This is a genomic window from Bacillus solimangrovi, assembly GCF_001742425.1.
Lineage (GTDB): Bacteria > Bacillota > Bacilli > Bacillales > Bacillaceae_N > Bacillus_AV > Bacillus_AV solimangrovi.
Window position 1 is genome coordinate 54,852 of sequence record NZ_MJEH01000009.1, and the last position, 25,291, is coordinate 80,142.

A 25,291-nucleotide genomic window follows, 5' to 3' on the forward strand; every position below is an offset into this window, starting at 1 on the left:
ATGGTTTCAATTTTTTAAAGAAAATTACTTTTTCATATTGTATCAATTATACATCCAAACCCATTTCATAACTTTTACTTATTAAATTTTATAATTTAAATCAATTATACTTATCAAATTATTCAATGTAAGATAGAATTTGAACAATAAAAGACAAAGAAATGAGGTGGTAAGATGAACATACACATTATCCTGTTTGATGGGTTTGATGAATTAGACGCAATTGCTCCCTATGAAGTATTGAAACGGGCAAATGAAATAACAGAGCAATTCCGAGTAAGTCTCGTATCACTTAATGATTGTATCGAAGTATCAGGGTTTTATGGATTAAAAGTAAAGGTGGACACTACGGTTTCAACGAATATTACTCCTGATATTGTTATCATTCCTGGAGGTGGGTGGAATCATCGAGGAGAACGAGGGGCTAGAGTTGAAGCAAACCGAGGCAAGCTGCCAAAATTAATCAAACAATTCTATGAACAAGGTTCAATTATTGCTGGAGTTTGTACTGGTGGTATGTTAATGGCGGTTGCAGGAATAACGAAAGGACGTACCGCTACCATGCACCATCTAGCAGCTGAAGAGATGTCGTCGTTCGGTTGTGAAGTGATCGGTGCTAGAGTAGTAGATGATCAAGACATTATTACAGCAAGAGGAGTTACCTCAGGTGTTGACTTAGCGCTATGGTTAATCGAACGATTTAGTGGTGCTGATGTCGCACTTGCAGTTGAGAAACGGTTAGAATATGAACGAAGAGGCACGGTTTGGAACAGACCAACCAAAAGTCATTAACAGTAGAGAGCACTTCCATGCTTCAACTAACTATATAACTTGCACGTCCTCAATTTATACTACAATTATAAATAGCACACTATAGTTTAAATACAGTTCTTCAAGCTCTAGTATTATGTTAATTGAAACTCAGAATTAGAATAAGGACATAATAAACATTGAAACCCTTCCCCTACTTTATTTGTGACGTTATCCTCACCGCTAGTTCCAAATCTATTTATCTCTTCTATTCACTAATTACACATAATACTTATCTAAAAATATGTTAATTTCTCGGTTTATTTCGACTAAATGTTTTTCTGAAGGAAAGTGTCCCATTTTATAAGTTTTAATAATCGTTTGATCTGGAAGCACTTCTTTGGCTCTTTTGTTAATTTGTTTTGCAGGGAAAAACACATCTTCTTCTCCTGAAATGACCATCGTTGGTGACTGATAATTAGTGAGCTGGCTCTTTTTTACTTGGCTTGGCATATCTCTTTCTAACTTAACGTGTGTGAATATATCACCTATGATTTGTTTATCAATTTGTTTCATTTCATTATTAGACATACGATTCGTAACTTTATCTAGATGTTTCTCAGCTGATGTCATTTTGAACATCGTCATAGGTAGTAGAATATCTTTTATCATTTTAAACTTCGAACCTATGCTGATGCCTGCTGGTGAAGCTAAAATAGAACATTCGATACGCTCTGGTGAATATTCCGCTACTTTAAGAATTATTCCCGCTCCGTATGATGGTCCAACAAATGCACATTTCTTAATCATAAAATGCTCCATTATCTCAATGATCCAATTTGCAAAGCTATCATCTGATACCGATAGTCTAGTTTGCTTACTGTATCCTGGGTGACCGAGTGTATCTGGTGCATACACCCTATATTTTCGTATGAGAGGGGCGAACCATGATAACGTCATCGGGTTAATACAATTTCCACCTTGAAGGACAAACAATGGTTTTCCATCAACTGGACCCGCCACAAGTACATGTGTTTTCCCGAAGGTCGTTTCAACATACACTCTTTCAAAATCAAATGATAACAAATTCAAATATTGTTCGTACTGATGAACGATTCTCCTATGGCCTTCTTCAGTCTTATATATGCTAATTTCTTTCATAAGAACCCCCTCTATGATTTCATTATAAGTCACTCTAAATTCATATCACTCCTATATTTTCCATTCAATTTTAACAATAGAATCACTCAAAAATAAGCGTAATCCTTTGACCACTTACCATTTGTATAGGAGTAATCGTTCATAAGATAAATGATAAGTCTAAAGATAAATAGTATAGATAATACTGCTTTTTACTTACTCCTGCAAAATACAATTCCTTTAAATGGGTAGAATAAGATTGTTACTCATTGAGGTGAAGAAAGACATGGAGTGGGGATGAGAAGTTTTGAGTAAAATTAGAAACATCGACTTAAAGTTACTTACGATATTTTTCCCTTTTGCGATAATATTTCTTATGCTTGGTACAACAATTGTAGCTGAAGGCCTAGTTAAAAAAATTGCGACTGAATTTGCAAAATTTAATGCAACACTTTCACTAGGTCTAGGTGCAATATTAATTGCATTACCTAATTTAATTAAAGGCGGAGAATCTTCAAAAATGCGGAAGATGGTAGCTAGGCTCGTTTATGAAGTAGGACTATATTTAACATTCAATATAGCACTGTTTCTTGCAAGCTATACGGAAAATTCATGGGATGATTATTTGTCATTTTTTTTCGTCTTAATACTCATGATTATAATTATATTTGAAGCAGTGATAGCATTTAAATTAGTACAAGATTCTATTTAAAAAATAGCATCCCGCAAAACTACAAACCAACATGAGCATGCACATCTTTCTCCTTTTTCAAGCATGGTCTCTTGAACAAAAGGGCGTTCATTCTTTAACTTTCTAATCTAAAACGCAGCTTCTTGTTTCTTCGTACTTCACAAAAACTATGTAAATCCCCCCCAAAAATAGGGAGTATGTTAATCACGTACACAACCCAGGAGGAACACTATTTTCACATTTGTTGCCGTCATAGATATTTGTTCCAATTCCACCTTGCGCATTAATATCAACGACAATATTATTTTTTAATTTGTTGAAACGGATAGCATTTTCCATAGCACCATTTTCAACAAAAATACCAGCCGTTGTATCGTCATTTCCGTTGTTACGGACGATGTTGGAGTCTATAACATTTTGTATGTTATTACTTTCTACTTCAATTCCATCATTTACATTGTTACACACTAAATTGCCTATGATGTTATTATTACTTTCATCTAGCTCTATACCGTTATTCATGTTTTTAAGTGCTTTGTTACCGAATAGAGTTGTCATAGGATCACCAATTTGGAATCCATCAGAAACATTATCTGTTGAAATATTATTAATAAATGTGTTGTTAGGATCACCAACAAAAAATCCATCTCTCATATTTTGAAAACTGCTACATTTAATTATGGAATTATTAGATGATGTAACATTAAACCCGTCGAATTCATTGAAAGAACCGATGCAGTTGATAGTAAAATTATTATCTTGATCAAAGTCAATACCCTGTTCATTGAACTTAGCTTCAATATTTAGTAAAACGTTTTGAATAGAAATAAGATCAAGACCTGATCCTCCTTGATACCCTTGAACGGTAAGTCCCTTCAATATTGTTTGGTTCGCACTTACAACAATTCCATCGTCGCCCCCCATAGCAGGTGCTCCAGCTATCACAGTCTTCCCAATCCCACAACCAAATACCTTCAAACGTTCCTTATTCACATTAAACCCATCAAACGTTCCAGCTAAAATTTGAATGCTATCACCAGCAACGGCAGCATCTATTGCTGCTTGAACTGTAGCAAACTCAGTCGGAACAACATGTATTGTCATATTCCACACACCTCTCATCACAAATAGGTTTACTACATCATATGAAAGGTGGTTTTACGTTGCTTGTACTCTATATGAGAATGTATCTTTGACTATGAACTTTTATTGCACGGTTTCAACGTAATGTGACACAAAACTATGTAAATATACTCCCGAATTTGGGAGTATTTTCGCTTACGTACACAATCCAACTGGAGAACTATTTTCACATTTGTTGCCGTCATAAATATTTGTTCCAATTCCACCTTCTGCGTTAATATCAACGACAATATTATTTTTTAATTTGTTGAAACGAACGACATTCTCCATTGCACCATTTTCAACAAAAATGCCCGCGGTTGTATCATCATTTCCGTTGTTACGGACGATGTTGGAGTCAAGGACGTTTTGTTCAGCACCGGTCTGAATGAAAATTCCATTTTCACTATTATCACAAATTAGATTTGTTATAAGAAAATTTTGATCTAGATCTATATTTATTCCATTTGCCTTATTTTTTATAGATTGATTGTTTAATACTTTCATTTCATCGTTATCGATCAAAAATCCATCTCCACCATTTTCTTTTGAAAAATTGTTCAGAATACAATTTTCTTGTCCTGCCAAACTAAACCCTTCTATTGAATTCTGTTCTGCTTTACAACGAAGAATAAGGTTATCACTAGAATTAATATCAAATCCTACTTCGTTAAATACGGCAGAAATCTCAATAAGAGCATTATTATCAGCCCCAACTAGAATCCCACAAGTTCGATTTAGAGTAACCTCGATTTGTTTTACTATGGAGTTATTAGAAAATAGATTAATACCATCTGAAAACCCTTGCACTGTAAAACCTTGTAAGATCGTACCATCCCCATCAATGTATACACCAGTTGATCCCATACCGGGTAAACCAGTAATAATTGTTTTCCCAATTCCACAACCAAAAACCTTTAAATTTGTTTTCACAAAGGGTACATCAAATCCATCAAACGTTCCAGCTAATACTTGAATACTATCCCCACTATTCGCAAAGTCAACTGCATCTTGAATACTAGGAAAAGCCTCAGATGGCACAACATGTATTGCCATTTTCGTACACCTCACATTAAATTTGAAGTTACGATATTTTATGGGAGATTGCTTGACTTTGCTTGTACTTGAGTAGGAAATGTATGTTTGACTAAGAGTGTCGCAGTTACCGTCTATGCAACAACTACATTAGAATAATTGTATGGGATTTAGTCCTCTCTTTTAAAAGGATTAACGCATTTGAAACGGTGCTGAAACTTAAATATCTCATGACTGATTGATAAATGGTATATTTCGGTATCATTAAGCTTACTATATGATAATGAATTTTTTATACATAATTTTACTTATCTTAAACTACAAAAATTCATTTTGTGAAATAAGAAAAACAACGCTTGGATAATATCCTGGCGTTGTTTTAGTAAAATTAAAGAATGACATCTTTCACAGAGAAGCGAGGAGTTTGGTGTGCTGGTGTAGCTGCCTTACCAACTGAAATAAGCATGACAGGTACATAGCGTTCAGGAACATTAAATTCTTCAATCAATTTCTCTGGGTCGAAGCCACCCATTGGGACAGTATCATACCCTAATGCCTTAGCAGCTAGCATTAGCTGCATAGCTGCCAATGATCCATTACGAATTGCTTCAAAAAAATCAAAATTAGGAATCCTACCATATTCACCATTAATTTGAGCGATTAATTTATTTTTCGCTTCTTCAGACATAAAGCCTTTTTCAACAGCTTCTCCATAAACGATTTCCGCATTTTCATTTGCTTGTAAATCACCTAAAACTACAATCGTTAGGCTACTGTCAACCACTTGCTCTTGATTAAAAGCGATTGGAAGTAGACGATTTTTATCCTCTTCTTTTTCTATCACAATAAATTTCCAATGTTGTAAGTTCCAAGATGATGGTGCTGTAATTGTTAAGTTTAGAATATTTTCTAAGTCTTCCTTAGGCATTACATGCCCCTTCTTGTATTTACGGACTGATTTACGAACTCTCATCACTTCTACAGCAGACATTTGATCAAATGAAGATGTCATGTGAAATCCTCCTTACTCAATCAATTTAATCTTTTTGTTACAACACTTTTCTATTCACACACATTCTTCATTGCACATATTTATTTGTTTTTTACTCTAAATGCAAGTAGAGATGCTGTCAGTCTTTGTATTCAATTAGTAGGTTTTGAAGTTTATTTATTTAATAATTGATTTGAAAACTCTTAAACTATGTTTAAAGTGAGATTTGGGCTAATCCACATTTGCTTAACTCCGCATCAGACAAAGGTTTATTGCTTTTAAACAACCAATAACAAGACTCTTCTCCAAATAGAGTATATTTCCATGTACAGTCATTTATTACTCTCTAGTGATTTTTATATTTGTTTTACTAACTTGCTAATACACGAATACTTTCCCCACTAATTACAAACTCAATTGCATCTTGAATGGTGAGAAAAGCAATAAAATCCCATCTCATATTTGTAAATAAAAATACCGAAAAATATTCAAGAGGCACAGACAATTGTCTGCGCCTCATTTTTTATCTCTTAATAAAAACTTGTGTCCAGTAACTACTCATCTTCTCATCCTTCGAATATCCAACACCAATGTGTGTTACTTCTGGGTTTAAGATGTTAGTGCGGAACCTTTCATTTTTCATCCAATTTGTTACTGCCGCATCAGGTGAACTCTGACCTGCTGAAATATTTTCAGCTGCTCCAGTATAACGAACTCCAAAATCAGTTAACATCTGAAATATTGTTCCATACGTTGGTGACGTATGTGACAAATAATCTTTACTTGCCATATCATCTGATTTGGCTTGAGCTACTTCGGATAATTGGGGATCAGCTTTCAATGGTGTTAGTCCTCTTCGTGTACGTTCTCTATTTGTTAAACTAATAATCCGCCCCATGTAGTTATTCATCGTTGCGTTTTGCGTAGTATGTGTCACTCTTCTTGTTGTTTGCTCACGTTCTCGTGTTTGCAATTGATCCGTTGACATGTGTTGTAAGCGGTCTGTTTGTATTCCTTGTCTATTCCGATCGGAAACTTGATATTGATTACTTTGTCCATCGTATCGTTTTGTATCATAACCAACATCAAACAGCCTATACTGCCCATCACCTCTTGTTTGGACAGTATTATTTGTACTGAATTGTTCATAAGTAACTGGACTAGGTACCATCGATTGCTGCTGATTTGTATTACAGCCAGCTAACAAGCTCAACATAACTACAGCAGATGTTGATATAAGAAAGAACGGTTTCTTCAACATGAACATCACCCTCGTTTAATAAGTTAAATTCTTATTTTACTATTTGTTGTCGATCACATAACAATACGAGGGGATTGTTTGTACTTTAACCAATTTACACCATTCATTGAATCATTCATATTTGGCAAACTATATGTACAACACGAGTGTCATGACGTTTTGATGGAATTGATTATAATAATTCTGAAGCTCTCGTTTACTTATGTATAATTCGATCACTGATTTTATTAATAATACTTTTATAATATGTAAGCTCATGTGGAACAAACTGCTCCTTATTGATTCGATCATCAACATTGATTCTTTTTCCATTGATGTCTATTTCATAACCTTGAACCTTGACGAAGTCTTGCTTACCTAACCAAAGGTTACAAAAATCTTCAAACATAATTCGTACGATTCCTGATACTTCGTCTTCTTGTAATGTAAAGTCGTCTAAGTCAAGTTCGCTCTCATATAGAAAAACATTTGCAAGCTCTTTATCGATAAAATCTGCTCTCATTACTGAATAATCAATTACCCCTAACGAAATAAGTTCATCGAAGCTAATTGAAATGCCAATTTCCTCTTCTATCTCTCGTACTCCATCATGAATCGTTTCATGTGCTAACAGATGTCCTGCTGCTGTAATATCTAGCAGGTTGGGATAATCCTTTTTGTTTGCACTTCGCTTTTGAAGAAAAATGTAATAAACACCTTCTATCTTACTTACAAACCAGCAATGGATCGCTTCATGCCAATAGCCTTTCTCATGTACTTCTTTTCTTGTCGCAACACCAATTGGGTTTCTGTTATCGTCATAGATTTTCAATTTTTCAGTATCCATTCAATCATTCACCTCTAAATTTATTTTCAATGATTATCGTTTAATTTAGATTCTCGCCTATACCAAATGTGGGGCAACAACATAACGTATTGAAGGAGAAGCAGTTCTCCATTATTACTTCAAGGGGGTGACGTGAATGTTCGGTTGCTGTGGATATGAAGAGCCTATGGGATACGGTGGTTATGATCGAGGATACGGAAGTGCTTTTACTTTAATCGTCGTGTTGTTTATCTTATTAATCATTGTTGGAGCAGTATGCTTCTGCTAAGTGACTAAACTTAGTTGAGGGGCATTCTTTCATCACCCTTAATAACTAAACTATTAATTAATGGTGCTGTTTAAACGATTTTAGCGGAGCTTTTGCACCAGAAACACGTATTTAATATCAGTAAAAGTGTCTACCTTTTGGTAGGCACTTTTTAAATGTGTCTTTTATATTGTAACATATTGGAATCATTTAGAGTTCGTTCAATACTCCATTCACTGGTGGGATAATTGAACCTCTTACTAATGGAAGATACACATAATACCTACGATGAAAAAGTTTATCAGCGATCTTTTCAAATTTAGATACCTGCCTACACCATATTATCTGAGCAAACATAACGTATTAAAGGAGAAGCAGTTCTCCATTATTACTTCAAGGGGGTGACGTGAATGTTCGGTTGCTGTGGTACTCGAGGTTATGAAGAGCCTATGGGATATGGTGGTTACGAACGCGGATTTGCAAGTAGTTTTGCATTAATCGTCGTGTTATTTATCCTATTAATCATCGTTGGAGCAGTATGCTTCTGCTAATATCATCAGTTGTCTATCCGTGAAGCTTCCTCATGTTATTCACGGATAGTTGATTGAACAAATTTACTTGTGTAACACGAAATACAACGTCTTCTACCACTAATACTTTGTTAACCACTTTTATAAAGAGTAATAGTAACAGTTAATATTAAGATATAAGTTTAACGGCATGTGTCTATCTTTTGGTAGGCACTTTCCTATCTATTCAATTAAATCTATTTTGAAGAAACATGTTATAAGTGACCATTTTTCGTCATTTCGTACCAATCGAAAGCGATTATGAATATGTATATTCTAATAGCAAGATCTTGTAATGAAAGGACGAGAATAGACGTGTCACTATATTATGTTGCTCTTGGTGATTCTCTTACTGTTGGTGTTGGAACGACTCTTTTCACACCTGGTTTCGTATATCGATATGCCAACAAATCAGAACGACATGTTCAAGAAGCGATTTTTTATCAAACATGCGCAGAAACTGGTGCTACATCCAAAGAAATCTTAGATAGCTTGAATTATAGAAGTGTCCAAAGAAAGATCCGGCAGGCAAACATCATTACGATAACAGCTGGTGGAAATGACTTAATCCAAGCTGCAAGAATATATGAAAATACGAAAGACGAAACAGTTTTCTTTAAGTCGCTATCTTCTGCTAAACAAAACATGACACTAATGATCAACAAAATTACTGCACTCAAACAAAATATCAAAGGTCAACGGTATATCATTCGTATTCTTAACCTCTATAACCCACTACCAACTATTAGTGTCGCAAATAAATGGATTGACCAATACAATCACCATTTATCTCAATTAACAAGTCATCCACATGTACTCGTTGCAAATATTAATCGTGTGTTTAAAGGCCATGAAAAACAGCTTCTGTCAAAAGACCATATTCACCCTAATGATTTAGGTTATGAACGTATGGCAATCGCATTAGAACAACTTGGATATAGAGAATTAATGAAACCAGCTAATGAATAATGATTACGATAGCGCATTTTTATTACATTGATTCTTCTAGCTTCTGCTGAATACATCATGACAATTGTTCCAATAGATTGACCAAATACCTCATAGATAATTACCACAAAAAAATACAGTCCTATAAACGCATGACCTACACACGTTTGGTCAAATCACATAGGATATATAGAATCGAAATAACAAAAGACTGATTCAATAACTAATCACAAGGAGGTAATGATGTGCCATTAGATCAAGGTTTTGGTTACGGATTCTTTAGACCTCGTTTTGGATACGGCAGGTTTCGACCTTATGGTTTCGGTTACAGAAGATTTAGACCTTATGGATTTGGATATGGACGTCCTTTTAGAAGAAGACGTTTTTATTATTAAGCCTTCTGACTAAAAAGGCTTTCATATCAATCATACGTCGAAAACTGAAAGGGGGTGTTCAAAGATGGCTGAAGGTTATGGAAACGGAAGTGCATTCGCGTTAGTCGTTGTTTTGTTCATTCTATTAATCATCGTTGGTTGTGCTTGTATGAGTGGTTACGGTGGATACTAAAATCTAATAAAATCTGTTACAAATCATTGTCATAGTTGATGAAACACATGTCAATTTAATGAAGAGCCTGTTTTGGAAATTGGTTAAGCAAAACAGGCTCCTTTAATAAACTTGAAACTTTACCACGTATTAAGAGTCCCACTTATAATGGATTCATGATTTTCCAACTGAAACGTGATGTAATTCTGATTTACTGTATATTTATGAGGGAATGAATACGTTTGCTTGTACGTTAAGTGAAATTATACGAAAGACTATGTGGAAACTAAATAAAGTTATGTGTTACATTATCCGCTATAACATTTCCCTATATCACTCTTTTTCCATACTCTTTTAGGATAAATACACATTCCTCTTCGGTATCGGCAAACCACAGTTATATCACTCTCATTTTGTAAAACCTACAACCGCTTTTCAAGAATTATATTATTTAATCGTTTGTTAATAGATTGTTAACCTTGATAATTCATCATGGTTAATAGATAATTTATTTCACCTTATATTGGACAAGTTTAAATGTATGGTGTTCAATGGGTGAAGGCAGGATGGAATAAACTTTAGTGGTGGGTAGTTTGATGGCATCACGTATTTCAAGCTTGATATTAAAGAGTGAAAAGACTCATTCTAGTCTCAATTTGTTTGTTACAACTTATGTAGTAAGACTCCCTTATTAAGAAGGGAGTCTTACTAATTACATAGCCCATTAGGAGAACTATTTTCGCACTTATTGCCATCGTAAATATTATCAGTAACAAGACCTTGCACTTCGATATCATTTGGTTCATTTAATTTTAATTTATTGAACCTTATCGAGTTATCTAGTACTCCGTTCTCAACTAAGATCCCAGAACCACCTATTTCTGTTCCATTTTTTCGTACAATATTGGAGTCAACGACATTTCCAATAGTCTGTTCAAACTCTGGAATGGCAAACTTTATCCCACTGCCTTCATTTTTACACACTTTATTTCCAATAATATTATTGTTCATACTACCTTGACGAATATTAATACCTAAGACACGATTTCGAAAAGATTGGTTTTCAAATAATATATTAGAGTCCTCTCCACCAATATCGAAACCCGTTTCTCCACTTTCATTTCCAACACTTCTTATGAACTTGTTGTTATTTCCATCGATATCATATCCCTCATCACGATTTCCAACGCTCACACAATTAATCAAACAGTGATGATCATCATCGACGTCGAATCCACCAAAACGATTGAGTAAGGCCGAACAATTAATAAATAAATTATTCTGACCATCAATCTCATAACCATCATTATCATTTAACTTAGATTCAATCTCTTTAAGAACATTGAAATCAGAGTTCGCTTCAATACCCCCATCAGAAAATCCTTGAATCGTGAATCCTTGTAATAACGTATAATCTGCATCTATATCTATCCCATTATCACTTACTGGTGATGGATTACCTGCGATTATAGTCTTGCCAATCCCACAACCGAATATCTTTAACCTTTCCTTCGTCACATTAAATCCATCAAACGTTCCTGCGAGTATTTGGATGCTATCTCCAGCTACCGTACTAAAATTATCAATTGCATCTTGTACCGTAGGAAATTCCGTAGGTACGATGTGTATCGTCATTTCTATTCACACCTCTATTCATATTCATATTTTTTATGATATGTGTAATTGACCAATTTTGCTTGTACTTTAACAGAGAATGTATGAATGACTAAATTACCCTATTTTTTTGAAAATTGATAAGAAATAAAAAAGATCGAGACATTTTCATCTCGATCATACAATTATACCTATTTAGTTAGAATCATATTGAACACCTAAAAATATGATAAGTGACGGACTAACATTAAATAGCATGCACGTGTATGTATTGACATTTCACACATCTTGCTTTCACCAGAGGGGGCTTCGTTTCTCCCCACTGATGATGAGTTAAGCCAATTGGAGCAGCACTAATGTTTGTTAAAACTGTTTTCTAATAGTTCGATTTTTTGCTCATCCGTTACAATTTGCGCCATTTCATCACCATATTGAAAATAGAAGCTTCCGATTATTGTCCCTTCCTTATCGACAACTTTGGCACATTTATCCCAGTAATTTTCTAAAATCTTAAAATACTCATCACCTAAAAGGATGAAATGTCCTTCTTTGAATTTGTTGTCGCTCATATTATCACACTCCCTTTTCATTTTTGATTGTTTTGAATAACCTCTACCTCTATCACTCAAGTTAAACATGTTGATATCATATTCTTCATCAACCATACATAGTCCTGTAGCTGACTGCTAATTAAACATAAAAACATCTATTAATCTTATTTCTTATCCATTTACAACTTATATTCTCGAAATGACGATTCAATTGTTTTAAGGTCAGTGAACAACCGTATTATTAAGAACCAGCTATTTCAATCATATAACGTCTAATTAGTATGTGCTTATTATATTTATGTCAATAAACCAAAATTCAATCGAATTTTTATGTTGTTTATGTATATATCAAATTACTTTTATCCCTTATTATTACTTCGTTTAACAATAATTACCATATACTTCATTTTCTTTTTGTCCGTTTTCGGTAAGTTTTAATCCTTTTGATATAAAACGTACTATGTCTACATACTCATTTGTTTGCGATTGAATGAAAAAATGCACCCTCAAGGATGCATTCATTCATCATTTACAAAGACCTGCTGGGTAACTTGTTATACATATATTTGCTTTTAAATTGTTGATGGGAGGTGTGATATTTTGATCATTGATATCAAAAGTATTCAGACCATTGCCATTACCTAAAGCAACGTTAAAAAAACCATCATTATTATTAGAATTATCATTGAATAAAATTCCATTCTCAGTATTATTAATAACGACATTACTATTAATAGTACTAAATGTTGAACCATTAATGAGTATCCCATTCACACTATTGTTTCTCACATAATTCCCTTTAACCGTACCTAAGTCAGAATTATCACTTAGTTCAATACCTTCCGATCCATTATTTTCAACTCTATTTCTTGTAACTGTATTACCAATGGAATTAATTAAGTGAATACCCTCATCAACAATATTATCCTTAATGATATTTCCTTTGTAAATGTTATTGTTTGAAGTCTCCGACAAAATTCCATGACGCATATTATTAGTGGCCGTATTTCCTTTAATCACGTTGTTAGTTGAATCGTCTAAATCAATTCCATCACTCATATTTCTCATAGCAATATTATTTTTTATCCAGCTGTTTCTTGTATTGTCATTCAAATCAATCCCATTATCCCCGTTATCCTTAACCATATTTCGGTTAACCGTAATTTCATCTGAATTGTTTATTTCTATCCCATTGCCAAGATAGTTTTGAATAATAAAGTTACTTACTTGTACACCAGAGGTATCTCCTATCGTTATGCCATCTTCAAGGAGCTCTAACCCATCGAGGACTGGCTTTACTTTGCCTATTCCAATTAGTTTAATATTGTCTGTATTAATGGTTACTGCTTCCTCATAAGGTTCACCTTTATCTTTAACGAGTATAATGTCACCAGGTTGGGCTTCAGCAACAGCGGCTTGAATAATTGGAAATTGTTCAGGCACCATAATTATCCTATTATTAATAAATATGAGCCCTATTGAGGCAATAATAGCAGTAAAGACGAGTGGAACTATAATAATGATTATGAGTATAAACTTGTTTAGATTTAAGTTTTCCAATGTTTTAATTTCTCACCTCCTGCATAAATAACGTTCCTATATTTTATGAGGTAGTGAAAAGTTTTGTGATTGGAGATGTACACGATGGTATTTATACTCACTGAAAACTCACTTATTCACATAATCTAATTACCAATAGTGGTTGCTTATTCAGAGTAGTTATTAACGAGTCATTCCCACTAATAGAAACTGCCACATTTAATTATTCATTTACTTAGAAAAAAAATGAGGCAAGTTCGCCAAATACAGAATGTTATGAGGAGAGTCATTATACTGTGGAATTCTTACAAGTAGTAAGAGGAAAAGAAATTAAAAAAAGAGAGAAACATTAATGTTTCCCTCTTACTCTTACGTTAACTTCATCGTTGTTACACAAGTACCATCTGTTTTAAAAGTAGAAAGAGCACTCTCTGCAACTTTACCATCTTGTGTTATCTGTACTTGATATTCTTTATCTCGTGGTAACCATAAATCGATAAATCCATTATCCCCTGAGTTCATCGTTTCCTCAATTACAACATTTCCTTCATTATCTTTTATTACAACGTCAAAATTCTCATTTGATAGCTCACCTTGACAGCCGATCAAGTTATGGTTCGTACATGGATGTGTTTTATTTATATAAGGTGCGATTGACACAAAAAATTCATCAGCAGGTAATTCGTATACGATTTCTTCTCCATTATTATCAGTCACATTCAAGCTTTCAGAAGTAATTGATGCAGCTCCAGTTTTAATATTTCCTACACTGTAATCATGCACGAGTTCTTTAATTGACTGCGAATCCATTTCTTCTTGAGGTTCGGACTGAGTGTCATCTGCACTACAAGCAGCTAATAGAAACGTTGCAGATAGAGCTACAAGTAAACTTTTGATTTTCATAAACATACAACTCCTTATTCGGTTTCAAATCGTATTATACAGGATTAATGATCAGTTGAGCTTAAATAGAACAGTTCATCACTAAATTGTCATAATTGAAGTGCATTCACTTCTTTGGCTTTTCAAAGTTTTAAAGTGGGACTTTAAGAATCTGTTGATACATAATAAACTGATATTTACATCCAAACTCAAAAAAACATCAATGAAAGATCTTTGAATATCCTCGTTTCACGTTATTCCGACTGACAACAAATATCACCTTTTTCACTTTCTACGAAAGACTTGAGGCTCTTTAAAACGCCTTCCCATGCCATCTCATGCCAATTATATGCTTCTTTCCAAAGATCTCCTTCTCCCCAGTTCAAATGTGTAATAGAGACCTTAGTTCGTTCATCATCTCCGATAAAAGTTACATTTACAGTAGTAAGTTCATTTTCATTGTTCATTATTGTTTCAAACTGATCTGGACCTTTCCAATTAAACTCTAATTTTTTATTAGGAACGATCTTCTGGATTGTACAGCCCTTTGTATTCATTCCTTCTTTATTTCCAGGAACAAAATATAATTCAAATTCTCCTCCCTCTCTCGCTTCCACAACAGCTTCTGGCGCGAACCAACCAGCAACGTTTTGTGAGGTCATCCATGCACCCCATACAACATCTATTGGAGCATGAATAAGTATATCCTTATGTAAGCTTGGATTAATTGAAGATGTTTTCAATAAAATCTCCTCCTGATTTTCATTTCCACACTTTTTATTTTACATATAATTGGTAAAAAAACTACTCATATAATGAATTTTCGGACAATTATATTTTAATCAAACATCGTTGATTTCATAACTGTTACTTGAAAATTTTGTAGTAGCTGAGATTCATTTGCCCATTCTCTTGTTGGAAATCTGAGTTTCATTATTTTTTTTACAGATCATTGAAGTTGCATGATATATCAAAGCATTTCAAAAATGACTCAAAAAGAGTTAGAGTCTGTTATTTTCAATAATCCATCTTTGTAATTGCTGTGCATTCATTTGCATACCTCCTTTTGATTTTGCTATGTTGCATTTTTGTTTTATTTCAATCATTAAATTTAAGAACTTTGAAACTTAAATTACAATTTCTTTCAATAAAACCCTGCGATTTCATGTAAAATAAAGGAAAGGAGGGAGTTAATGAATAAGGTACAGAGAATTATAGGTTCCTGCGTTGTCCTAGTTTTACTGTTTACTATATATCCAAATAACAGAACTCTTGATGATATTCTTAAAGTTGACCACTACTATTCAGATATTGCTAATGGGCGACCACTTGACTCAATTACCTTCTATGATTTAGAAGAACTTAAAGAAAACGGTATAGTAAATCTTGAAGAACGACACACTTTTACGATAAAAGAAGGGAGTGAAGTTTCTTATAAATATTTAGAAGACAGAGGAGATCGTTTGGTGCTAAAAATTGTTTTAAATCATAATTATTCTGCAGACATAAACCAGTTTGTTGTTCCATCTGAAATAATAAGGGAAAATGGTCATCTAAAATATAAGAAACCATTTGATTTTAAAGTACTTAATGTACTTAAAGATGACATTGTAACAGAAATAAAAGATGTATCCTTTGGTGTATATGAAATTTCAATTGACAAAGAAAGGGCTTTGAAAAATCTAAGTTTAGATGTAAAAATAAGCGGTTATAGATTTTTAGTTGTGAATGAATAAAGTGAAACTTCCATCAGTGAAAAGTTGACTAGTAAATACATAATTGACTAAGTCATATTAATTAAAGCTGCTTGTTTTCTGACCATATAATATAACTGTCTTTATCGGTTTCATAAAAATGACGATTTGTTGCCCTTCCTGTGACTCTTTATAGTAAAGATAATTCTTGCCAATACTATAATTTTTATTATATTAGGTCACTAGTGATAAAAATTGTTGAATGAAGTTATTCAAATTTCACTAATGAAGCAGAATAGTTGAAGCAGCAACCAATTATACTGATAAATATATCAGCAAATCCAGATTAATTGGTAATATATAGTTGCATTTGTAGATGAATGGATATATACTTGTCATGACAAGTAATTTACAGGAGTGAATGTTTTGGATTTTAAATTAGATGAATCAGTTGGATATTTGATTGCACTTTGCTCTTCGTTGTTAGAAAGAGAGTTACACCGACGCTTCCGTTCCTTCGATGTGACACCAGAACAATGGGCAGTTTTAAACAGATTATGGGAACAAGATGGATTGACACCAAAACAGCTAGCAGAGAAAACCTTTAAAGATCAATCGAATACGACAAGAATTTTATCTAAATTAGAGAAGAAAGATATAATTATCCGTAAATCTCATCCCAAAGATCAACGTTCCCATTTCATCTTTCTTACCGAACAAGGAAAATCATTAAAAAGTGATCTTGTTCCGATAGCCGTTGATGTCTTGGAGAAAGCACTTGAGGGGATACCAAAAGAGAATGAAGAAGAACTAAAGAAGCTATTAAAACAAATCGATCAAAATTTACTGTAACAAGAGAGATTTGTTTTTTTAGATATATACTTGTCATGACAAGTAAAATAATTGAGTTCAATAAGGAGTGAAAAAAGTGACAGGAAATAAGAAAAAGAAAATGCGGGGAAAGGCTATTTTAAATCTTTTACTTCTCATCTTTTTCACACTACTATTTTCAAGTGGCATAACACTTTTCATCTTTTCAAGACAAACTGAAAATGGAATTTATGTAGATGAATTGCTTGATAAAGTTGGTGGGGCTCACACATTCTTTGCTTTTCTTGTAAGTGCAATGGTCATTCTCCATATCGTAGGAAACTTCAAAATGTTTAAGAATGGACTGAAAGCTTTGCGTAAGTAAATAAAATTATTATGAGGTGATGAATTATTAAAAAACTACATGCAGTTACAAGCATTATTGCATTTCTAACAATTGTTAGTTTTCTTGTTTCTACAGTTATAGCTGATTTATTCTATAGTCATGAAACTATCGCCAAGATAAAAAGTCTCATTGTTCTACCTGGTTTACCCATCTTGATTACTGCCATGGCTGTAACTGGAGCGACGGGTTTCAAAATTTCTAAGGGTAGAAAAGGAAAGTTAATAGGAAAGAAAAAGAAGCGTATGCCCTTTATAGTCATGAATGGAATTTTTATTTTGATTCCTGCAGCTATCTTACTTGATATGTGGGCTTCAACAGGCCAATTTGATACAATGTTTTGGATCATTCAACTAATTGAAATTATTTTCGGTGTTGTCAACCTGATACTATTGAGTATGAGTATCAGGGGTGGATTGGTTCTTACTGGAAAACTGAAACTAAAGCGATAACGTCTCATTAACCGTATCCAATAGATAATAGGCAGACTGAATTCATAAAGTGAAACTTCCATCAGTGGGATATTCCTTCACCCTCTACTGATGGAAGTTTCATTTTATCTACCTCTTTTATCCTAAACGAAATACAATCCCATGTCCGCCTTTTGGATATTCCCACTTGATGTTCTCATACGGACAGCCAATGCGACAGCTCCCACATTCATGACAGCCTTCATAACCAACAAACATACGGATTTCTTCCCATTTATATACTTCACCTGGACAGAAGTTCGTACACCACTTCTCAGGGCATTGTGTCGCACAGATGTCGTGATCTAAGACGGTTAAGTGTGATTTCGAATCAGCTTTGTAACGGACAAGGTATTGCTTCTCTTCAATCGTACTCGCTAATTTGCCTGCCATTATTTCATCACCTTCCATGCACGGTACATGTCTTTGATCGTGCCAAATGTTCCGCGCTGTGCTGTTATTGTTTGTAACATGTTACGCTGTTTCTCACGTTTTGGAACACCATCAACTGTAAGGAATGAACTTGCTGCTTGATTCATGAGAGGAATATATTCTTTGAAGTAATGTGGGTTCGTTTCAAATGTATGTGTTGCATCCTTATACTTTTCTAAATCTTGACCGATAAAGCTTTCCATTATTTTATCCTTGTACTTATACAATGTTTTTTTCGAGAAATCGCCACGTTCATAAGCGATTTGAATCGTTTCTGCTGCTAATTTCCCTGACGTCATCGCCATATTCGATCCTTCACGATGAATTGCATTTACAAATTGAGCGGCATCACCGACAATTAGTACCCCATCTCGATACAATTGTGGCATTGAATTATAACCACCTTCTGGAATGAGATGTGCTAAATATTCGGCTGATTCACCGTCTCTTACAAGCGGTTGTACCATCGGGTGATTTTTCACGTATTCTAACAAGTCGTACGGCTTCATTTTCAACTTCATCATAGCTGATAATGTCGTTCCAACTCCGAGATTAATACTTTCCTTGTTCGTATAGATAAACGACGTCCCAAGGTGACCTTTCGTTGCATCGCCGAAAATTTCAATCGCAACACCTTCGTTATCGTTCACATTAAATCGATCGTTGATCACTTTCTTCGGTAAATTAATGACTTCCATCACTGTTAGTGCAACATCCTCAGGACGAATCTTCGTACGCATACCAAGTTGCTTTGCTAGCAAGGAATTTACCCCATCTGCAAGAACTACAACGTCCGCATAGACATCACCATCAGGTCGATCAGTACGTACACCGATCACTTTATTATTTTCAACAATACATTCTGTGACAACGGTTTCAGTAATAAGAAGCGCACCTGCATCAACTGCCTTACTTGCAAACCACTGGTCAAACTTCGCTCTCAAAATCGAAAAGTTATTGTACGGTTCTTTCACCCATTCTGCATTTTTCACACTCGTTGTGACGACAGATTCTTCATCCATTAACCACGCTCGTTGTTCAATAATTGGGCGCTCTAATGGTGCATCTTCCCAAAAACGCGGGATAATATCCTCCATTTGCTTACGGTATAATATGCCACCCATTACATTTTTGGCACCAGGGTATTCACCACGTTCAATTAACAGAACTTTCAAACCTGACTGTGCGCAACAATACGCACAAGACGTACCAGCTGGACCTGCTCCGACTACGATGACATCAAATTTCTCAGACATGTGCTTCCACTCCTTCTTCATTCGTTAATGCAGCTTTGAATGCATTTGTCAGTTGCGGAATTATTTCAAGCGCATCTCCGACAATGCCATAATGACAGACATCAAAGATCGCTGCGTCACGGTCTGTATTAATCGCAATGATCATATCTGAATTTTTCATGCCAACGACGTGCTGAACAGCACCAGAGATACCAACTGCAAAGTACAACTTCGGTGTCACTGTTTCACCAGTTTGCCCGACTTGAAGATGGTGATCAATCCATCCTGCTTCAACGACATCACGTGTTCCACCGACACTCGCACCGATTACTTCTGCAAACTCATGTAACAATTTGAAGCCTTTTTCATCTTGCATGCCTTTTCCACCAGCAACAATAATATGTGCATCTGCTAGTGAAGCGGCTTTATTTACCTCTTGTACAATTTCTAACACTTTCGTACGAACATCTTGCTCTTGCATCGCAACAGTTTCTTCAATTAAAATTCCAGTTCGTCCCTTTTGACGCTGTAACGCTTTCATTACCTTCGGACGAACGGTCGCCATTTGTGGACGGTGCCTCTTACACAAGATCGTTGCCATAATATTACCACCGAATGCTGGACGACTTGCTTCTAAGAGACGTTTCTCTACATTTACATCAAGCATCGTCGTATCAGCCGTTAATCCTGTCGATACGTCAGTTGCAATTGCACTCGCAATATCTTTACCGTTCGATGTTGCTCCATATAAGAAGATTTCAGGCTTATACTTTCGGCATAAGTCGCCAATCCCTCTCATATAAGGCTCTGTTCGGTATTCCTTCAGAATAGGGTTATCAATGAGATACACTTCATCTGCTCCATATTCGAAACAAACTTGTGCACATTTCTTCACTTGATAACCGAGTAAGATTCCTACTAGTGGCACTTCTAGCTTATCTGCTAAGCTTCTACCTGCACCGAGAAGCTCTAATGAAACATTTTCAATTACACCTTCGTGTTGTTCAATGAATACCCATACGCCCTTTGCTTCTTGTGTCATGCGTCTTCACCCACCTTTTGAAAAAGCTCTTTCTTATCCGTTAATAAGATATTTAATAGTTTCGTAACTTGTTCAGATGACTCTCCCTCAATCATCTCACCGCCATCAGATGACTTTGGTGGAAACATCTTACCAACGATTGTTGGTGAGCCCTTCAAACCAAGTTGCTTAATGTCTACTTCACCAAGATCATCAACTGTCCAAACGACAGGTTTGTATCGAGCTGCCTTTAACATATTCGGCATTGGTGAATAAGACACTTTATTAATATCCTTCTCAACGGTTAACAAACATGGCAACTGTGCCTGAATGCGCTCATATCCGTTACTAAGCTTTCGTTTCACTTCAACAACTCCATCATTCATGTTCATGTCTTCTACTTCATAAACATTTGTAACAGGTGGAATGTTTAAGCGGCGGGCAATTCCAGGACCAACTTGACCTGTATCTCCGTCAATAGCGTGTTTTCCACAGATGATTAAGTCTATTGGTTCAATTGATGAAATCTTTTCTAGTGCCTTGCATAACGCATAACTCGTCGCTAACGTATCTGCTCCAGCAAAGCGCCGATCAGAGATTAAATAACCTGCATCTGCTCCAATCTCGATTGACTTTTTAATAACTGCTGTCGCTTGCGGAGGTCCCATCGATACGACTGTAACTGTCCCCCCATGAATCGATTTCAGCCTTGCTGCTTCTTCCACCGCATGTGCATCATACGGATTTAGAATAGCTGGTACTCCACGACGATCTAATGTGTTCGTTTTTGGGTTTACTTTAATGATTTTTGTGTCAGGCACCTGTTTGACGCAGACAACAATATGCATGTTTACTTTTCCTCCCCTTTTCCCAATCAAACTCTTTCAGATGTGATTGTTTTCACATTCGTTCATACAGCAATTTCTTTCTCTATTTATGTCGTGGTGTAAAGTAGCCTTTTTCCCTTTTCATACTGTAGAAATCATGTGTTCACAACTATATGGTTTTATTGTACAATTATTCACATTCATTTTAAAGTTAGAATTTTAAGAATTTTATAAAAATTTCCTGTTTTTTTGTCACATTTGCATGAATGTCATCTCCAAAACTCAAAATGCGTGTCATTTTCAAGCATCTGAACAATTTAATTATGATACACAAAAAAAGCTTTCCCTGTGTTATTGTTCAGAGAAAGCTTCTAGATGTTATCACTATGATTATCTGTTTGATTAATATCCGTATTCCCAATCAACGTTGTCTAGTTTGAAACCAAGCGGTGTTACTTTTCCTAAATCAATTGTTTTATGGTCAAGTTTGCATTGACATTTTTCTTGACCACTCTGTTTTACAATTTCTTCATACGTAGACTTCTCAATACCTTCTAAATACAAAATGTCCTCATTTTCGCGATAAAGTACCGCTGTGCCTGTCATGGTCTAGGACCACCTTTCTTGTTTACAAATATTATTCAACTAATTATGCACCCATTGTATGCCCGTCTTAAAGAAAATGCTATAGGCATGTTAACCGTTCACATTTTCGTCACATATTTGTGAATGAAATGTTACCATTGTCAAAATTTTATTTTTATATAACGCTTTCAAAATTTGTTTTGCCAGTTTCTCTTATATACCACTTAAGTAAATTTATTATATGACTTGAATTATAAAATGAAGCTTCCATCAGAAGGGCTTTCCTTTTCTCCTTCTAGAGGTTAGTTGAACAAATCAGGTAATTACTGACATAGGTTCTTCTACATAAACTTCAATGTTCTACCTAAGTTTTGAAGACACAATTATAGCGTCAGTTGTTACGTGACAAAATAGGCCTGAAAAAATGTTTGCTTTGGAGGGATTAAAGGTATATAAATACCAAACAATAAAAACATATATAGTGAGGCTTCAAATAAAACGGCATTAATAGTAGTGATAATAAGTACCATCAAGGATGAGTTCAAAACAGACGTAATATCGACAGCTACAAAACCCTTGGAAAGGAGTGTTACGATATGAGTATTCAAACAATCCCAATGTTAAATATGAAATCAGGCACACTTTGTAAGATTTTGAACCCTAAGAAGAAGGACGTTGGCGAAGTCGTATTATTCCTACGTCGAAACCAATACGGACATTATTTGTTTAAGAAATCCATTGATGATAAGCGGCACATCATATGTTATAGTGATGTTGACTTCCAAATCATTCCTACTGAACAAGAATTACGTGATTTAATTGATTTAAGTCTTGATCTCGGTAGTAGCTCATTGTTTGACCAATATACAGAGCAACTTCGTTATGGTCAATACAATTAGTCATGTTTGTCATTAGTGAAGTTTATGTTCTTCCTCCTTCACCCTTCATCATCATATCCACGGACACTTGCGGTACATTTTCCACAATGTATCCGCTTTTTTTATTCCCTTTACTTACACAAAAAAAGACAACTGTTAACGTTCAACAGTTGCCTCCTATATAAAAGTACAAAATCACATCATTTAATAGTAGAGATTAGTCACGGCTTAGATAAAAATCGTTGATGTAATCAATGATTTTTTTGTCGTTTTTCTTCGCTTGATCCTTTTTTGTTGGTGTTTTTGTTTGAGTCATTTCCACTCATCCTTCCTAGTTGTTTTTTATTTGAATAAATTTTCTGAAAATTATGTTTTTTATTATAGATCCGAATATTGCTTTCGTCAACACCTTTTCTCAAACTTTTTTTGGGTACTTTTACTATTTTATAGAAAGCGTTTTCATTGTAAAAATAACAAATTCCGAACATTAAAATAATGTAAGCGCAACCATTTTATCAATAAACAAACATTTATTCCTCCACAGGTAAACAATCATCCACGAGAGAAACACAATACGTACATTCATGTCTCTCTTCTTGGTCAATCACTGCCTAATAACCATTCCTATTAACGGAAGAAATGACAAAAAATAAAGGGGCTCATACAACTAGAACGACAACAACTTTTCAGTATCTCAATCGTTCCTTATATGAGTATCCCTATTTTTTTCGATCTTTTATTTTAAGATAAAATTCTAATTATTCCTTTTCTTTCACAATCGATGTCATTAACCGTTTCATCTTTTGTAATAGATGTTGTTGTAGCTCTTCATCAAACTGTTCTTCAATCATGCTCTCTTTCATTATCTGCAACCATATTTTTGCTCGTTCAGGAGTTGTTTGGAACGGATGACGTGTTTGAACTTGGGAAACTTCTTCTTCTCCATTCTCTCCGTCAGATACTAACGACATGATAAACACTCTTTGTCTTTCTTTCAATACTTCAATATTAACCTGTCTTTTTTCAAACATTTCACTAAAGTATTGTTCTTCTAATAAATGACGGTAAAATGTTTCAACGAGTGCGTTAATCTGATGTGTTATATGGTCGTTCCGTTGCTGAATAGCCATTGTTTCACACCTCTTCTGTCCTAATAGTTAATGTTTCTCTCCACTTGCTACTAAGGTTAACTCACCAGTTTCTGGATTAATAAGTAAACCATGAACTAAAATATTCTCTGGCACCAGCGGATGGCTTTTGAGCATATTCATGGAGCTGATGATATTCTCTTCATAACTATTAAATCCATCAAGCCAATTTAATAAAAAGCTTTTATATTTATCTGTAAAATCTTCTGGAAATGAAACATCGTTAGTCTGTTCATAAATGTCATTCGTCTTCAAACAATCCATTCCACAATCTGAATGACCGATAACCAATATTTCCTTAACATCAAATTGACTAATAGCAACAATTAAGCTCTTCATAATAGAATCAAATAAATGAGGGATCATCGCTCCAGCAGTTGTGATAGAGACATAATCGCTATTTTTCATATTTAAAGCGTGTGGTAGTAGCTCAGTTAATCTCGCATCCATGCAAGAGATAATAACTATTTCTTTATTTGGCTTCTTATCTAATACATACTTTTTATACTTCTGCCTGCTCACAAATAGCTTATTATAATCTAGAATCTCACCTAACACCCTGCTCTTCACTATGCACCCTCCTCTACTATCAATGTTTGAAACCTTTTATAATTAACAATGATAATCGAAAGACATACAAGGGCAAGAACTGTAAAGAACGCAAATCCAAGCGAGTGGCTGTTGAACATGCTAACGATAAACGCAATAATAAGCGGTGGGAAGAAACCTCCGAAGCTACCCGTAGCAGCTACAATTCCGTTTGCTGTTCCAATTTGTTCCTTCGCTAATAATGGCACAAGCTTGAACACGACCCCGTTCCCAATACCTGAACAAAGTGATATCACCATAATCGCCACGACAAAAACAATGAACTGACTAGCTACCGCTACGACAACACTTGCTATCCCTAATAGAGAGAAGACTAGAATTAAAAGGAAGTATGGATTAAACTTATCTGCCAATAACCCTCCAATTGGTCGGATTAGTGTAGCAATTACAATAAATACCCCAGTAATAAATCCTGCTTCAACCTTAGGTAATGCAAAGTTCGAAACTAGATAAGATGGTAATAACAC

31 protein-coding genes and 1 pseudogene are annotated in these 25,291 nt (G+C 34.8%); 12 read left to right on the forward strand and 20 right to left on the reverse strand.

The window, feature by feature from the left end:
• The first annotated feature begins 174 nt into the window (after window positions 1-174).
• Window positions 175-792 carry a DJ-1/PfpI family protein gene (locus BFG57_RS04125; protein WP_069716206.1) on the forward strand — a complete coding sequence of 206 codons (618 nt, stop codon included), beginning with the start codon at window positions 175-177 and terminating at the stop codon, window positions 790-792.
• A 237-nt stretch (window positions 793-1,029) separates the two neighbouring features.
• Here the strand turns inward: BFG57_RS04125 and BFG57_RS04130 are convergent, their stop codons facing one another.
• Entirely contained in the window at window positions 1,030-1,911 is an 882-nt protein-coding gene (locus tag BFG57_RS04130) for an alpha/beta fold hydrolase (RefSeq protein ID WP_069716207.1), read from the reverse strand.
• A gap of 286 nt (window positions 1,912-2,197) precedes the next feature.
• Here BFG57_RS04130 and BFG57_RS04135 point away from each other — a divergent pair, with 286 nt between their 5' ends.
• Complete coding sequence (locus BFG57_RS04135) at window positions 2,198-2,602, forward strand: hypothetical protein (protein WP_069716208.1); 405 nt, start codon at window positions 2,198-2,200, stop codon at window positions 2,600-2,602.
• A 183-nt stretch (window positions 2,603-2,785) separates the two neighbouring features.
• Here BFG57_RS04135 and BFG57_RS04140 read toward each other — a convergent pair whose 3' ends face one another.
• The 6 genes from BFG57_RS04140 to BFG57_RS04160 form a co-directional block, all read right to left on the reverse strand.
• Entirely contained in the window at window positions 2,786-3,685 is a 900-nt protein-coding gene (locus BFG57_RS04140; protein WP_069716209.1) for a right-handed parallel beta-helix repeat-containing protein, read from the reverse strand.
• A 174-nt stretch (window positions 3,686-3,859) separates the two neighbouring features.
• Window positions 3,860-4,759: a right-handed parallel beta-helix repeat-containing protein gene (locus tag BFG57_RS04145; RefSeq protein ID WP_069716210.1), complete on the reverse strand. Its 900-nt coding sequence runs from the start codon at window positions 4,757-4,759 to the stop codon at window positions 3,860-3,862.
• Between the two features lie 367 nt (window positions 4,760-5,126).
• The gene (locus BFG57_RS04150) at window positions 5,127-5,750 is read right to left on the reverse strand and encodes a nitroreductase family protein (protein ID WP_069716211.1); all 624 of its coding nucleotides are present in this window, start codon (window positions 5,748-5,750) and stop codon (window positions 5,127-5,129) included.
• A 349-nt stretch (window positions 5,751-6,099) separates the two neighbouring features.
• Complete coding sequence (locus BFG57_RS18810) at window positions 6,100-6,249, reverse strand: hypothetical protein (RefSeq protein ID WP_175428266.1); 150 nt, start codon at window positions 6,247-6,249, stop codon at window positions 6,100-6,102.
• Window positions 6,250-6,252: 3 nt separating this feature from the next.
• Window positions 6,253-6,990: a CAP domain-containing protein gene (locus BFG57_RS04155; protein WP_069716212.1), complete on the reverse strand. Its 738-nt coding sequence runs from the start codon at window positions 6,988-6,990 to the stop codon at window positions 6,253-6,255.
• A 196-nt stretch (window positions 6,991-7,186) separates the two neighbouring features.
• Window positions 7,187-7,816, reverse strand: coding sequence for an NUDIX hydrolase (locus tag BFG57_RS04160; RefSeq protein ID WP_069716213.1), 630 nt, complete (start codon window positions 7,814-7,816; stop codon window positions 7,187-7,189).
• A 136-nt stretch (window positions 7,817-7,952) separates the two neighbouring features.
• Between BFG57_RS04160 and BFG57_RS18280 the strand changes: the two genes are divergently transcribed.
• The 5 genes and pseudogenes from BFG57_RS18280 to BFG57_RS18285 all read left to right on the forward strand — a co-directional run bounded on the left by BFG57_RS18280 (window position 7,953) and on the right by BFG57_RS18285 (window position 10,147).
• Window positions 7,953-8,084, forward strand: a complete 132-nt coding sequence (locus BFG57_RS18280; protein WP_083249065.1) for a YjcZ family sporulation protein — start codon at window positions 7,953-7,955, stop codon at window positions 8,082-8,084.
• A 428-nt stretch (window positions 8,085-8,512) separates the two neighbouring features.
• Window positions 8,513-8,614, forward strand: coding sequence for a YjcZ family sporulation protein (locus tag BFG57_RS04165; RefSeq protein WP_069716236.1), 102 nt, complete (start codon window positions 8,513-8,515; stop codon window positions 8,612-8,614).
• A gap of 333 nt (window positions 8,615-8,947) precedes the next feature.
• Window positions 8,948-9,601 (forward strand): GDSL-type esterase/lipase family protein, encoded by a 654-nt coding sequence (locus BFG57_RS04170; protein ID WP_069716214.1) that lies wholly within the window; start codon window positions 8,948-8,950, stop codon window positions 9,599-9,601.
• Window positions 9,602-9,825: 224 nt separating this feature from the next.
• Window positions 9,826-9,951 (forward strand): annotated as a pseudogene (locus tag BFG57_RS18815) (hypothetical protein); the annotation flags it as partial.
• 88 nt (window positions 9,952-10,039) lie between these two features.
• Window positions 10,040-10,147 (forward strand): YjcZ family sporulation protein, encoded by a 108-nt coding sequence (locus BFG57_RS18285; protein WP_083249067.1) that lies wholly within the window; start codon window positions 10,040-10,042, stop codon window positions 10,145-10,147.
• 687 nt (window positions 10,148-10,834) lie between these two features.
• On the opposite strand, the gene BFG57_RS04175 is transcribed toward BFG57_RS18285, so the two are convergent.
• From BFG57_RS04175 to BFG57_RS04195, 5 genes are all read right to left on the reverse strand, one after another.
• The gene (locus BFG57_RS04175; RefSeq protein WP_069716215.1) at window positions 10,835-11,761 is read right to left on the reverse strand and encodes a right-handed parallel beta-helix repeat-containing protein; all 927 of its coding nucleotides are present in this window, start codon (window positions 11,759-11,761) and stop codon (window positions 10,835-10,837) included.
• Window positions 11,762-12,093: 332 nt separating this feature from the next.
• A complete protein-coding gene (locus tag BFG57_RS04180; RefSeq protein WP_139125055.1) occupies window positions 12,094-12,309 on the reverse strand; it encodes a hypothetical protein in 216 nt (71 codons plus the stop codon).
• Window positions 12,310-12,816: 507 nt separating this feature from the next.
• Entirely contained in the window at window positions 12,817-13,734 is a 918-nt protein-coding gene (locus tag BFG57_RS04185) for a right-handed parallel beta-helix repeat-containing protein (RefSeq protein ID WP_175428267.1), read from the reverse strand.
• 465 nt (window positions 13,735-14,199) lie between these two features.
• Window positions 14,200-14,733, reverse strand: a complete 534-nt coding sequence (locus tag BFG57_RS04190; protein WP_069716218.1) for a CueP family metal-binding protein — start codon at window positions 14,731-14,733, stop codon at window positions 14,200-14,202.
• Between the two features lie 233 nt (window positions 14,734-14,966).
• Window positions 14,967-15,455, reverse strand: coding sequence for an SRPBCC family protein (locus tag BFG57_RS04195; protein WP_069716219.1), 489 nt, complete (start codon window positions 15,453-15,455; stop codon window positions 14,967-14,969).
• A gap of 450 nt (window positions 15,456-15,905) precedes the next feature.
• Here BFG57_RS04195 and BFG57_RS04200 point away from each other — a divergent pair, with 450 nt between their 5' ends.
• The 4 genes from BFG57_RS04200 (at window position 15,906) to BFG57_RS04215 (ending at window position 18,071) form a co-directional block, all read left to right on the forward strand.
• Window positions 15,906-16,448 carry a hypothetical protein gene (locus BFG57_RS04200; protein WP_069716220.1) on the forward strand — a complete coding sequence of 181 codons (543 nt, stop codon included), beginning with the start codon at window positions 15,906-15,908 and terminating at the stop codon, window positions 16,446-16,448.
• Window positions 16,449-16,832: 384 nt separating this feature from the next.
• Window positions 16,833-17,258, forward strand: a complete 426-nt coding sequence (locus BFG57_RS04205; RefSeq protein WP_069716221.1) for a MarR family winged helix-turn-helix transcriptional regulator — start codon at window positions 16,833-16,835, stop codon at window positions 17,256-17,258.
• Between the two features lie 76 nt (window positions 17,259-17,334).
• The gene (locus tag BFG57_RS04210; protein WP_069716222.1) at window positions 17,335-17,601 is read left to right on the forward strand and encodes a DUF4405 domain-containing protein; all 267 of its coding nucleotides are present in this window, start codon (window positions 17,335-17,337) and stop codon (window positions 17,599-17,601) included.
• A 173-nt stretch (window positions 17,602-17,774) separates the two neighbouring features.
• Window positions 17,775-18,071, forward strand: coding sequence for a hypothetical protein (locus BFG57_RS04215; RefSeq protein WP_217627915.1), 297 nt, complete (start codon window positions 17,775-17,777; stop codon window positions 18,069-18,071).
• Between the two features lie 117 nt (window positions 18,072-18,188).
• On the opposite strand, the gene BFG57_RS04220 is transcribed toward BFG57_RS04215, so the two are convergent.
• From BFG57_RS04220 to BFG57_RS04240, 5 genes are all read right to left on the reverse strand, one after another.
• Window positions 18,189-18,500, reverse strand: a complete 312-nt coding sequence (locus BFG57_RS04220) for a ferredoxin family protein (protein WP_069716224.1) — start codon at window positions 18,498-18,500, stop codon at window positions 18,189-18,191.
• Window positions 18,482-19,777 carry an FAD-dependent oxidoreductase gene (locus BFG57_RS04225; RefSeq protein WP_069716225.1) on the reverse strand — a complete coding sequence of 432 codons (1,296 nt, stop codon included), beginning with the start codon at window positions 19,775-19,777 and terminating at the stop codon, window positions 18,482-18,484. The genes BFG57_RS04220 and BFG57_RS04225 overlap by 19 nt, the downstream gene beginning before the upstream one ends.
• Window positions 19,770-20,798 (reverse strand): electron transfer flavoprotein subunit alpha/FixB family protein, encoded by a 1,029-nt coding sequence (locus BFG57_RS04230; protein WP_069716226.1) that lies wholly within the window; start codon window positions 20,796-20,798, stop codon window positions 19,770-19,772. The genes BFG57_RS04225 and BFG57_RS04230 overlap by 8 nt, the downstream gene beginning before the upstream one ends.
• Window positions 20,795-21,625 (reverse strand): electron transfer flavoprotein subunit beta/FixA family protein, encoded by an 831-nt coding sequence (locus BFG57_RS04235; RefSeq protein ID WP_069716227.1) that lies wholly within the window; start codon window positions 21,623-21,625, stop codon window positions 20,795-20,797. The genes BFG57_RS04230 and BFG57_RS04235 overlap by 4 nt, the downstream gene beginning before the upstream one ends.
• 381 nt (window positions 21,626-22,006) lie before the next feature.
• Complete coding sequence (locus tag BFG57_RS04240; RefSeq protein ID WP_069716228.1) at window positions 22,007-22,210, reverse strand: hypothetical protein; 204 nt, start codon at window positions 22,208-22,210, stop codon at window positions 22,007-22,009.
• A 575-nt stretch (window positions 22,211-22,785) separates the two neighbouring features.
• On the opposite strand from BFG57_RS04240, the gene BFG57_RS04245 reads away from it, so the two are divergent.
• Entirely contained in the window at window positions 22,786-23,088 is a 303-nt protein-coding gene (locus BFG57_RS04245; protein ID WP_069716229.1) for a hypothetical protein, read from the forward strand.
• A 737-nt stretch (window positions 23,089-23,825) separates the two neighbouring features.
• Here BFG57_RS04245 and BFG57_RS04250 read toward each other — a convergent pair.
• The 3 genes from BFG57_RS04250 to BFG57_RS04260 form a co-directional block, all read right to left on the reverse strand.
• On the reverse strand, window positions 23,826-24,197 hold the full coding sequence (locus tag BFG57_RS04250) for a protoglobin domain-containing protein (RefSeq protein WP_069716230.1): 372 nt from the start codon (window positions 24,195-24,197) through the stop codon (window positions 23,826-23,828).
• A 27-nt stretch (window positions 24,198-24,224) separates the two neighbouring features.
• Entirely contained in the window at window positions 24,225-24,785 is a 561-nt protein-coding gene (locus tag BFG57_RS04255; RefSeq protein ID WP_083249068.1) for a beta-class carbonic anhydrase, read from the reverse strand.
• A partial coding sequence (locus tag BFG57_RS04260) for an MFS transporter (RefSeq protein WP_175428268.1) occupies window positions 24,785-25,291 on the reverse strand: 507 nt, incomplete at its 5' end. The genes BFG57_RS04260 and BFG57_RS04255, both read right to left, overlap by 1 nt.

Bases quoted from the DNA above. Each gene is read 5' to 3' on its own strand.
- BFG57_RS04125 (WP_069716206.1), top strand. From the start codon at position 175: ATGAACATACACATTATCCTGTTTGATGGGTTTGATGAATTAGACGCA.
- BFG57_RS04130 (WP_069716207.1), bottom strand. From the start codon at position 1,911: ATGAAAGAAATTAGCATATATAAGACTGAAGAAGGCCATAGGAGAATC.
- BFG57_RS04140 (WP_069716209.1), bottom strand. From the start codon at position 3,685: ATGACAATACATGTTGTTCCGACTGAGTTTGCTACAGTTCAAGCAGCA.
- BFG57_RS04145 (WP_069716210.1), bottom strand. From the start codon at position 4,759: ATGGCAATACATGTTGTGCCATCTGAGGCTTTTCCTAGTATTCAAGAT.
- BFG57_RS04150 (WP_069716211.1), bottom strand. From the start codon at position 5,750: ATGACATCTTCATTTGATCAAATGTCTGCTGTAGAAGTGATGAGAGTT.
- BFG57_RS18810 (WP_175428266.1), bottom strand. From the start codon at position 6,249: ATGAGGCGCAGACAATTGTCTGTGCCTCTTGAATATTTTTCGGTATTT.
- BFG57_RS04155 (WP_069716212.1), bottom strand. From the start codon at position 6,990: ATGTTGAAGAAACCGTTCTTTCTTATATCAACATCTGCTGTAGTTATG.
- BFG57_RS04160 (WP_069716213.1), bottom strand. From the start codon at position 7,816: ATGGATACTGAAAAATTGAAAATCTATGACGATAACAGAAACCCAATT.
- BFG57_RS18280 (WP_083249065.1), top strand. From the start codon at position 7,953: ATGTTCGGTTGCTGTGGATATGAAGAGCCTATGGGATACGGTGGTTAT.
- BFG57_RS04165 (WP_069716236.1), top strand. From the start codon at position 8,513: ATGGGATATGGTGGTTACGAACGCGGATTTGCAAGTAGTTTTGCATTA.
- BFG57_RS18285 (WP_083249067.1), top strand. From the start codon at position 10,040: ATGGCTGAAGGTTATGGAAACGGAAGTGCATTCGCGTTAGTCGTTGTT.
- BFG57_RS04175 (WP_069716215.1), bottom strand. From the start codon at position 11,761: ATGACGATACACATCGTACCTACGGAATTTCCTACGGTACAAGATGCA.
- BFG57_RS04180 (WP_139125055.1), bottom strand. From the start codon at position 12,309: ATGAGCGACAACAAATTCAAAGAAGGACATTTCATCCTTTTAGGTGAT.
- BFG57_RS04190 (WP_069716218.1), bottom strand. From the start codon at position 14,733: ATGAAAATCAAAAGTTTACTTGTAGCTCTATCTGCAACGTTTCTATTA.
- BFG57_RS04200 (WP_069716220.1), top strand. From the start codon at position 15,906: ATGAATAAGGTACAGAGAATTATAGGTTCCTGCGTTGTCCTAGTTTTA.
- BFG57_RS04220 (WP_069716224.1), bottom strand. From the start codon at position 18,500: ATGGAAGGTGATGAAATAATGGCAGGCAAATTAGCGAGTACGATTGAA.
- BFG57_RS04225 (WP_069716225.1), bottom strand. From the start codon at position 19,777: ATGTCTGAGAAATTTGATGTCATCGTAGTCGGAGCAGGTCCAGCTGGT.
- BFG57_RS04230 (WP_069716226.1), bottom strand. From the start codon at position 20,798: ATGACACAAGAAGCAAAGGGCGTATGGGTATTCATTGAACAACACGAA.
- BFG57_RS04235 (WP_069716227.1), bottom strand. From the start codon at position 21,625: ATGCATATTGTTGTCTGCGTCAAACAGGTGCCTGACACAAAAATCATT.
- BFG57_RS04240 (WP_069716228.1), bottom strand. From the start codon at position 22,210: ATGACAGGCACAGCGGTACTTTATCGCGAAAATGAGGACATTTTGTAT.
- BFG57_RS04245 (WP_069716229.1), top strand. From the start codon at position 22,786: ATGAGTATTCAAACAATCCCAATGTTAAATATGAAATCAGGCACACTT.
- BFG57_RS04250 (WP_069716230.1), bottom strand. From the start codon at position 24,197: ATGGCTATTCAGCAACGGAACGACCATATAACACATCAGATTAACGCA.